Here is a 7,619-nt window from a genome sequence, read left to right on the forward strand (position 1 = left end):
AATGCCGATGTTCGGATTATGCCGCCTTGCCAAGTAAAGCCCAACGGAATTTGGCATGCGCACCGCTTTTACGCGGCATAATTGGGGATGCGCCTGGGGCGAAGGATCAGGCTTCGTTCGGGTCGGGCCCAAGAAGCGCTATGAACTCCGAGAACGTGTTTGCGACTGGATGGAGAAATAGAGCCTCTTCGTAGTCGTCTTCGTCTTGAAAGCCTGCGTCGTCTACCTTTAGCGCCTTGTTTGCGGGGCGTGCCAAAATGTAAATCTTGCCGTGCATCGGGCCTTCTCGAAGATCCATGTAGATGCCTTGCGAGCCAGTGTAGGCGATCTGAAGCAGGTGCGAATGGATGTAGGCCGAAAAATTGTTGTAAGGGTCGTCTTCGATGGAGTTTAAGGGATTTCTGGTAATACCATAAAGTTCCTCAATGCTCAGCAAGTTGAGACCTTGCACCTGAAAAAAAGCATTGGAATCGTCGGGGCGGCCACCATTGCATCTTAGGAGGAACGCTCTGTAGTCCGCAGGCAACCTGAGGGCTCTGGTTACCTCAAATCCGTTGATTCTTGCATCATCGATTGGTTCATTCTGCCTCTCGAAGTTCATTGATTTCTCGCTCTGGATGCGCCGCCTTGGTGGAAGAAGTCTCGGTTTATAACTCGGGGGATCAGCTGCATCGTACGTGCATCTTCAACATGGTGCCAAACCCAGTCTTCAGGTGCCTCGCGTCCCCATTCCGGCTTTCCGGCGGCGATATTTGCCCGGCGGTTGTCGGTCCTTCCATTCCCAGAAACATCAATCTCAACGGACCGCACACCACTTGGATGGGTCATGAATGGGCGGAAATCGGGGTATCCGTCCGGGTATTCGACGGAAACACGTTGAGGCTGTCCCAGAAGGTCGATGTCCGCAGAGTAGCGGAAATGGCCCTCTGGCATCAGTTCAACTGTGCCGCCACGGTTGATCCACTTCTCGAATTTTGGAGAGTAGGGACCGGCATTGGTGACGCCTTCGAAGTCCGGATCGTTTCTGAGGCGGTCGAGCGTGAGTTCCTCAGGGGCGGTTAGTCCCTCGGCACGACGCCGCACTCTGCCAAGGGCGGCAACTCCAGCAAGTACTTCTGGCAGCCCATAGCCCAATGCTCCAGCATAATCGCCTACTGCGATCCTTTCGCGGAACGGCTCCACCATCGCTTCGGGCAAAGATGATGGATCGGCATAGATGGCCTCGGCCACACGGCGCAGGTCATCCAGACGTATGTTGGGAATACCTCGTATCGCCTCAGCGACATCCACCAGCGAAGTAGCGGTGCCCCCGACGAACCGGTCTATTGGGCTGCGGGCTTGTGTGAGTGCCCGATCGACAAGCTCATTAGACGCTCCGGCAGCTGCCAGAGTGGCTGCCGCCGCCAGGGCGTCGGGGTTTGATATCCCAAAGACCGATGCCAGGCGTCCCAGTCCGTCCCCGTGGCGCCCTAGAAGATTAAGGAAAGCGTCCGGGTTATCTTTGATGGCGTCTCCCAACTGCTGGAAAGCTGATGCCAAATCGCCTTGCGTCTGGATGTCGAGCATCTCACCATCAATCGTGATGCCGGGTTCTGGTTGGAAAAGGTCGCGTACGCGTTCACCGAATGTCTGAGGCCGAACGCCGATGCCTGCAGAAAAGTCGCCACCGAGATCGCTCAGGAACCTGTCAAGCAAACCAACAGGCCCAAGAAGGCCAATGTCAGCGCCGGGCGGCACCGGGAGGGCGGAACAACGACAGTTTGACGCTTCGCCGGGCTTCTCGTCGTTCGTGTCCCATCGATACACGCCACCGGCACGAGCAGAATGCGAGGCCCGGACCTTCTCATCGCCAACGGTTTGCCAAACATACTGCTCAATGCCGAGGTCACGTTGCCTGATCTCATTGATCAGACCAGCGAAGCTCCGCAGCAGCCGTTCTTCCATGGCTTGCCGAACAGGTCGGAGCCTTTGAGGGTGCGTGTGCCATTCGGCCCAGATTGCCGCCAGTCTTTGATCCCAGGCCCTTCTCATCTTCGCAACCTGTTCCAGTTCCTGTTCTGGAGCGGAAAAACCGAGCGCAACTTGAGCGCTGCCGTGCCAAAGGCGCGCCAGCCCAAACCGACCGGCATTCCGAGGTATCTGGAGCCGGAACAGGTCAACCGGCTCATTGAGGTGGTGCACGGTCACAAGAAGACCGGTCGGCGCAACTATGCGATGCTAATGCTGATTGCGCGGCTCGGTCTTCGTGCGCCGGAAGTGACGGCCATAGAGCTGGACGATATCGACTGGCGCGCCGGTGAAATCCTGATCCGAGGCAAGAAGCAGTTGCATGATCGGATGCCGATGTCGGCGGAGGTTGGTGAGGCGATTGTCGATTACATCAAGAATGAGCGCCGGGGCCCGGACCGCGCGCTGTTTGTGTCGGTGAAACCGCCGTTCAAGAGGTTCAAGGACGCTCAAATCCTTCGCTGGATTTTGCGGGATGCCTATGACGCGACCGGCATCAGTCCGCCACAAGCCTATATTGGCACCCACATTCTGCGTCACAGCTTGGCTACCGACATGCTACGAAAAGGCGCATCGCTGGCCGAAATTGGCGACGTTCTGCGTCACCGTTCCGCGATGACCACGACAATTTATGCGCAGCATGATGTTGATGCTTTGCGCTCGATCTCGCGGCCTTGGCCAACTTCGGGAGACGCCCAATGAAGACGCTTTCCCAAAGACTTGATGAATATCTGGCCCTGCGGCGCTCGATGGGGTTTGATCTCTCCTTTGACGAACGGGTTCTGCGCAAGTTCGCCAACTTTGGCGATGAGAATGGGTTCGATCGGATATTGACGCCCCTGTTCCTTGATTGGAAGGCAAACTACGGCGATGCGGATGATAACACATGGTCCCGACGTCTTGGAATGGTTCGCAGATTCGCCTTCTGGCTTGCAGAGCACGATGATCGAACCGAGGTTCCATCCAGCCAGCTTGCCATCGGGCGCTATCGAAGGCGTGTCCCCTACATCTATGCGCCAGTCAGATCGCAGCCCTTGTCGGTGAAGCCGGTCGGCTGCCGTCACCATATGGCCTTCGGGCCGCATTGTGGCAGACCCTGTTCGGCTTAATTGCTGTGACGGGCATGCGCGTGAGCGAAGCGTTGTCACTGAATCAGCATGACGTCGATCTTGACCGCGCCGTTCTCACGCTCAGAAACACCAAAAACGGCAAGGATCGACAACTCCCTATCAACGAGGACACCGTTGCCCAACTTGCCCACTATGCCGGATTGCGAAATCGGTTGGTTGCCCAGCAAGCCTCGCGGTTCTTCATCAAAGAAGACGGTCAACCGGCAGGGGATTGCGGGGCGCGCTACAACTTTGCGCAGGTCAGCAGAAACATCGGTCTTCAGTCACAGCAAGCCTTCAACCGCCACGGACATGGGCCACTCATCCATGATTTGCGGCACACATTTGCTGTTCACAGCATCCTGGACTGGTTCCGGGATGGACGGGACATTGAGGCCGAAATGTACAAGCTCAGCACGTATCTAGGCCATACCGAGCCAAAGCACACGTTCTGGTACATCGAGGCGGTGCCCGAGCTGATGCAGTTGGCCGCGGAGCGTGCAGAACGACGGGTCTTGGAGGGCGCATCATGATCGCAACCTACCCCTTACCCGTCTACGTGCAGCGATTCTTCACAGAGCGGCTGTTGACCCAGATGCGGGCAAGCCCAAACACGATTGCCAGCTATCGAGACACCTTCCGGCTCTTGCTGAAATACGCGGAGGCGCAAACCAACCTGCCTCCGACTGAACTGCACGTCGCCCACATAGGCGCCGACATGATCGGGCAGTTCCTGACCTTCTGCGAGGAGGAACGCGGCAACAGCGCGCGAAGCCGGAACACGCGGTTGGCAGCGATCCGTTCGTTCTTCAAGTATGTTGCGGGCTGTGAGCCCCAGTTGCTGCATCATTGCCAGAAGGTGCTGGCCATGCCGTCCAAACGGTATGAAAAACGCGTCGTGGACTTCTTGACCCGTGACGAAATGGAGGCCCTGCTGAAGGCGCCCGACCAATCGACCTGGTTTGGGCGGCGAGATTGGGTCCTGCTCCTCACAATGCTCCAAACTGGCTTGCGTGTATCGGAACTGATCGGACTTCGCGTTGGCGATGTCGAGCTCGGCACCGGAGCGCACCTCAGATGCATGGGTAAAGGTCGAAAGGAACGCGCAACGCCGCTTCGTGCGGATAGCCGGGACGCGTTGAAAGCCTGGCTTGCCCAAATCGACACCGACCCCAGCGACCCCTTGTTTGCAACGATCCGGGGCGTGCGTTTGAGCCGAGACGCGGTTGAACGGATCGTTCGGAAGCACTCGGCCACCGCCGCTCTAACCAGTTCGACGTTTAGGTTGAAGCGTGTCACGCCGCACGTTTTGCGCCATACCGCCGCAATGCAACTTCTGCAGCGCGGTGTGGACCGAACGATTATCGCCCTTTGGCTGGGCCATGAATCGATTGAGACAACACAGGTCTACATCCACGCCGATATCGAACTGAAAGAAAAGGCGATGGCGCTGACGAAGCCGGTCGACAGCACAGGCGGACGCTATCGACCCGGAGATGAACTGCTCGCCTTTCTCGGAGCGCTCTGAATTATGCCGACTTGCCGCGCTGCTCTTCTCGCTGAACAATAGGTTATGAGGATCGGCGCGGCATAATTCGAACATCGGCATTATGGGCCAGCTCATGCGCCCAGACGCCGTAGAAATTGCGCGAGTCCTGGAACCGCGTGATGGACGGCATGTAGACCTTGTCCACGGGCGGCAGGTAGTACGCTTCCGTTCCTGTGAAGACGGTCGTGATGTCGATGGCGTCGAAAAACGCCTGCATGTGCGGGATGGGCTCGGACGGCGGATGCTCGGGCACGGGCTCCGGGTCGGGGAAGAAGCTCTCGGGCAAGCCCTCGATCTGGCAGGCATTGAACACGCGGTAGGATTTCTGGAAGCGGAACACGCGGGCCTCCTCGGAGCGATCATCCCTCTCCCCGTGGTCATCCTCGCCGCCGGCGTCTTTCCGGCTTTGGCCGTAATAGACGACGACAAAGGACTTCTCACCCTTGCGCACCTTCGCGTCCAACGCATTGGCCTGAGGCAGCGTCATCCAGAAGGGCGAGCTGTGGCCCGCCATCACCGTCCGCATGGTCAGCAGAAAGTTGTTCACCCCCTGGTAGGGCTCATCGCCCACGCGAAGGGGGCGGGAGCTGCCACCTGCGGTCCAGGGCTTGCGCCACGGCAGGACACCGCGCTCGATGATGCGGATGATTTCGTTGGTGATGACCTCGGAGGCATCGAATTCGGGCGTGCGGGATCGGGCCATGGCTGGCCTCCTTTCGAGTTTTGGTGAGAGGGAATGGTGATCAGGTTGACTGACGGGGCCGCGGATCGTTGACAATCCTCGCGCCGAGCCGCTCGACCATGTCGATGTAGGTGGTCAGCGAGACGGGCCTGCCGTCACCTGAAAGGTCAGGGTCGACAGATCCGTCCTGCGCCACCCGCGGCAGGTTCGCAAAGGCGATGACATCGGTGACGGGTCGGATATCGATGAACGGGGCCCCTCGTGCGACCGCAAGAGCGGCCAAGGGAAAGCGCTCGATCGGCGCGAGGGTCGAGACGGTGGCCCAGCCGAGATGGAGGAACGTCCCACCCTCTCCGCAGATCACATACGCGTTTGGCAATGACGCCGCCTGCCTGAGATAGCCGAGATCGCGGAGAACGGTTTTCCGCTCGAGATGCCGTGTCAGCTCCGTCTCGCCAGTTCGGCGGAGTTCCTTGTGTCGCCACCATGAGGCAGCGGTCGCGCGCAACACGCGCAAGACACCTGTTTGCATGGGAATGCCCTTCATCCGGAACAGCAGACCGGAACCCGGCCCGGACCCATCCGAGGGATCCCAAAGGCCCTCATCCGTCAGTCACAAAACCCGAGGAACACTTTCACTTTCCAACCGCTAACTGGACCGCGGAAACTGACAAGGGTCCGACACCACCGCGGTTCCCAAGGACTTCATGCAGTCAGTGCCGGTTGGGGTCCAAGATCGGCAAGGTATATCGGCAACCCCAGCCCGACCGCAGCAGTCTTTGGCATATTATCAATAACTTATCTGATGTTCTCGATCGGCAAAAAACGCACCTACTGCGACTTTTCAGGCCCAAAAATCAGGATTTCCGGCGTTCAGAGCAATGCAGCGTTACGGATTAGCATGGGAAACGAAGGCACAGCGCCTCCTGACAGCTTGAAATTCAGCAATATTGTCGCTATATACCGTCAGTATCACTGTAGGGGCATAGATCATGCACATCACGAACTTTGCTGAAGCTGGGCAATTCGAACCGCGCAAGATCGCCGCGGTACTACGCACGTCAGCAGAAGAGATCGCATTGACCGTCGGCTTGGGCAAAGACGCGTTGCAGAGGCGAACCCGCATCGGTTCGGACAAGACGCAGCGCCGCCTGCGCGAACTGGTCGAGGTGCTGAACAAAGTCGAGCCCCGCTTCGGCTCGGAACTGATGGCCTATGCATGGTACCGGTCAGAGCCCCTGCCCGGCTTTGATGGCCGGACAGCCATGCAGCTGGTGCAGGAAGGCAAAGCTCAGCAAGTTCTGGAATACATCGATGCGGTCGATGCGGGCGTCTTTGCCTGATGCCGCTGAAAGATGGGCGCTACACAGGGCCACTCTATCGCGCCCTGAACCCGGTCTATGCGCGAGAGCCTCTGTCCGGACGAGGCGCTGAACTCTATGGAGGGCGCTTTAACGCCAAGGGCACCCCTACCCTCTACACCTCGCTGGATCCCGCGACGGCTCTTAGAGAAGCCAACCAGGTCGGCAGCCTGCAACCCACGATCCTGGTGTCCTACAAGGCCGACCTTGGGCCTATTTTCGATACCCGCGATCAGGACGGACTTGATCTGTATGGCGCGACCGAGGCGATGCTTGCCGACCCTGCATGGCGCATGAAGATGCTCGATGGCCAATTGGTGCCGACACAGGAGTTAGCACGCGCCCTCAATGCGGATGGGTTTGCAGGGCTTCTGATCCAGAGTTTTGCGAAGGGTGCGTCGTCATCGGACTTCAACATCGTCCTGTGGGCCTGGACTGACAATAAAGGTTCTTTGGAAGTGGTGGATGACGAAGAGCGGTTGTCACGCATGTGAGTTGTGAGACTTGGTGCCGGATCTGTCCACCGCGGCGGACATCGGCCGGTCGGAGGAACACGGAATGACCGCGCAGTATCGCCCTATTGGAATTTGGCTCGGTGGCTTTTATGCATGTGGAGAGACCGCGCGTCATTGGACTAGTTGCCAGTCAGACGTCCACCGCGGTGGACACTAGGCGGTTTGCATAGCAGTTTTGGATAGACGCTTGATCAAAGCCACTGGATCAAACTGGTCTTGACGTTGGCCCAAGGTAATACTGTGAAAATACGCTCCAAAGTCCCTGATGTGTTTTCCAAGTTGTAGGGCGTTGTTGCAGAACTCGCTGGCAGGGGGATTCACGGCATGAATCCGGTAGGTTAAGACGCGGGGCATGAGTAAGCCCGAACCTGCCCGCTACCGCACGACGAACTGGAA

Annotated in this window: 9 protein-coding genes and 1 pseudogene; 6 read left to right on the top strand and 4 right to left on the bottom strand. The window is 58.2% G+C overall.

Annotated features, from left to right (window positions below; all coding sequences use genetic code 11):
* Positions 1-106: 106 nt before the first annotated feature.
* Together AC2FL1_RS14890 and AC2FL1_RS14895 are read right to left on the bottom strand one after the other, a co-directional pair.
* Positions 107-601 carry an SMI1/KNR4 family protein gene (locus AC2FL1_RS14890; RefSeq protein WP_496877457.1) on the bottom strand — a complete coding sequence of 165 codons (495 nt, stop codon included), beginning with the start codon at positions 599-601 and terminating at the stop codon, positions 107-109.
* Entirely contained in the window at positions 598-1,944 is a 1,347-nt protein-coding gene (locus tag AC2FL1_RS14895; RefSeq protein WP_496877458.1) for an HNH endonuclease, read from the bottom strand. Before AC2FL1_RS14895 ends, AC2FL1_RS14890 begins: the two co-directional genes overlap by 4 nt.
* Between AC2FL1_RS14895 and AC2FL1_RS14900 the strand changes: the two genes are divergently transcribed.
* The 4 genes from AC2FL1_RS14900 to AC2FL1_RS14915 are packed head-to-tail and all read left to right on the top strand — an operon-like array spanning position 1,891 to position 4,644.
* A complete protein-coding gene (locus AC2FL1_RS14900; RefSeq protein WP_496877459.1) occupies positions 1,891-2,709 on the top strand; it encodes a tyrosine-type recombinase/integrase in 819 nt (272 codons plus the stop codon). The two genes, AC2FL1_RS14895 and AC2FL1_RS14900, sit on opposite strands and share 54 nt — an antisense overlap.
* Entirely contained in the window at positions 2,706-3,116 is a 411-nt protein-coding gene (locus tag AC2FL1_RS14905) for a hypothetical protein (RefSeq protein ID WP_496877460.1), read from the top strand. Before AC2FL1_RS14900 ends, AC2FL1_RS14905 begins: the two co-directional genes overlap by 4 nt.
* Positions 3,092-3,649 carry a tyrosine-type recombinase/integrase gene (locus AC2FL1_RS14910; protein ID WP_496877461.1) on the top strand — a complete coding sequence of 186 codons (558 nt, stop codon included), beginning with the start codon at positions 3,092-3,094 and terminating at the stop codon, positions 3,647-3,649. Before AC2FL1_RS14905 ends, AC2FL1_RS14910 begins: the two co-directional genes overlap by 25 nt.
* Entirely contained in the window at positions 3,646-4,644 is a 999-nt protein-coding gene (locus AC2FL1_RS14915) for a tyrosine-type recombinase/integrase (protein WP_496877462.1), read from the top strand. Before AC2FL1_RS14910 ends, AC2FL1_RS14915 begins: the two co-directional genes overlap by 4 nt.
* An 82-nt stretch (positions 4,645-4,726) precedes the next feature.
* Here the strand turns inward: AC2FL1_RS14915 and AC2FL1_RS14920 are convergent.
* Both AC2FL1_RS14920 and AC2FL1_RS14925 read right to left on the bottom strand, forming a co-directional pair.
* Positions 4,727-5,368: pseudogene (locus tag AC2FL1_RS14920) on the bottom strand (ArdC family protein); the annotation flags it as partial.
* Between the two features lie 40 nt (positions 5,369-5,408).
* Positions 5,409-5,894 carry a hypothetical protein gene (locus AC2FL1_RS14925; RefSeq protein WP_496877463.1) on the bottom strand — a complete coding sequence of 162 codons (486 nt, stop codon included), beginning with the start codon at positions 5,892-5,894 and terminating at the stop codon, positions 5,409-5,411.
* Between the two features lie 445 nt (positions 5,895-6,339).
* On the opposite strand from AC2FL1_RS14925, the gene AC2FL1_RS14930 reads away from it, so the two are divergent.
* Positions 6,340-6,690 (top strand): MbcA/ParS/Xre antitoxin family protein, encoded by a 351-nt coding sequence (locus tag AC2FL1_RS14930; RefSeq protein WP_005617048.1) that lies wholly within the window; start codon positions 6,340-6,342, stop codon positions 6,688-6,690.
* Positions 6,690-7,202: an RES family NAD+ phosphorylase gene (locus AC2FL1_RS14935; protein ID WP_496877464.1), complete on the top strand. Its 513-nt coding sequence runs from the start codon at positions 6,690-6,692 to the stop codon at positions 7,200-7,202. Before AC2FL1_RS14930 ends, AC2FL1_RS14935 begins: the two co-directional genes overlap by 1 nt.
* The last annotated feature ends 417 nt before the right edge of the window (positions 7,203-7,619 follow it).

It is taken from the genome of Ruegeria sp. YKSF070 (genome assembly GCF_059612725.1).

Excerpts from the sequence above, each read along its gene's own strand:
- AC2FL1_RS14935 (WP_496877464.1), top strand. The coding sequence starts at position 6,690 with ATGCCGCTGAAAGATGGGCGCTACACAGGGCCACTCTATCGCGCCCTG.
- AC2FL1_RS14895 (WP_496877458.1), bottom strand. The coding sequence starts at position 1,944 with ATGGAAGAACGGCTGCTGCGGAGCTTCGCTGGTCTGATCAATGAGATC.
- AC2FL1_RS14930 (WP_005617048.1), top strand. The coding sequence starts at position 6,340 with ATGCACATCACGAACTTTGCTGAAGCTGGGCAATTCGAACCGCGCAAG.
- AC2FL1_RS14890 (WP_496877457.1), bottom strand. The coding sequence starts at position 601 with ATGAACTTCGAGAGGCAGAATGAACCAATCGATGATGCAAGAATCAAC.
- AC2FL1_RS14925 (WP_496877463.1), bottom strand. The coding sequence starts at position 5,894 with ATGAAGGGCATTCCCATGCAAACAGGTGTCTTGCGCGTGTTGCGCGCG.
- AC2FL1_RS14915 (WP_496877462.1), top strand. The coding sequence starts at position 3,646 with ATGATCGCAACCTACCCCTTACCCGTCTACGTGCAGCGATTCTTCACA.
- AC2FL1_RS14905 (WP_496877460.1), top strand. The coding sequence starts at position 2,706 with ATGAAGACGCTTTCCCAAAGACTTGATGAATATCTGGCCCTGCGGCGC.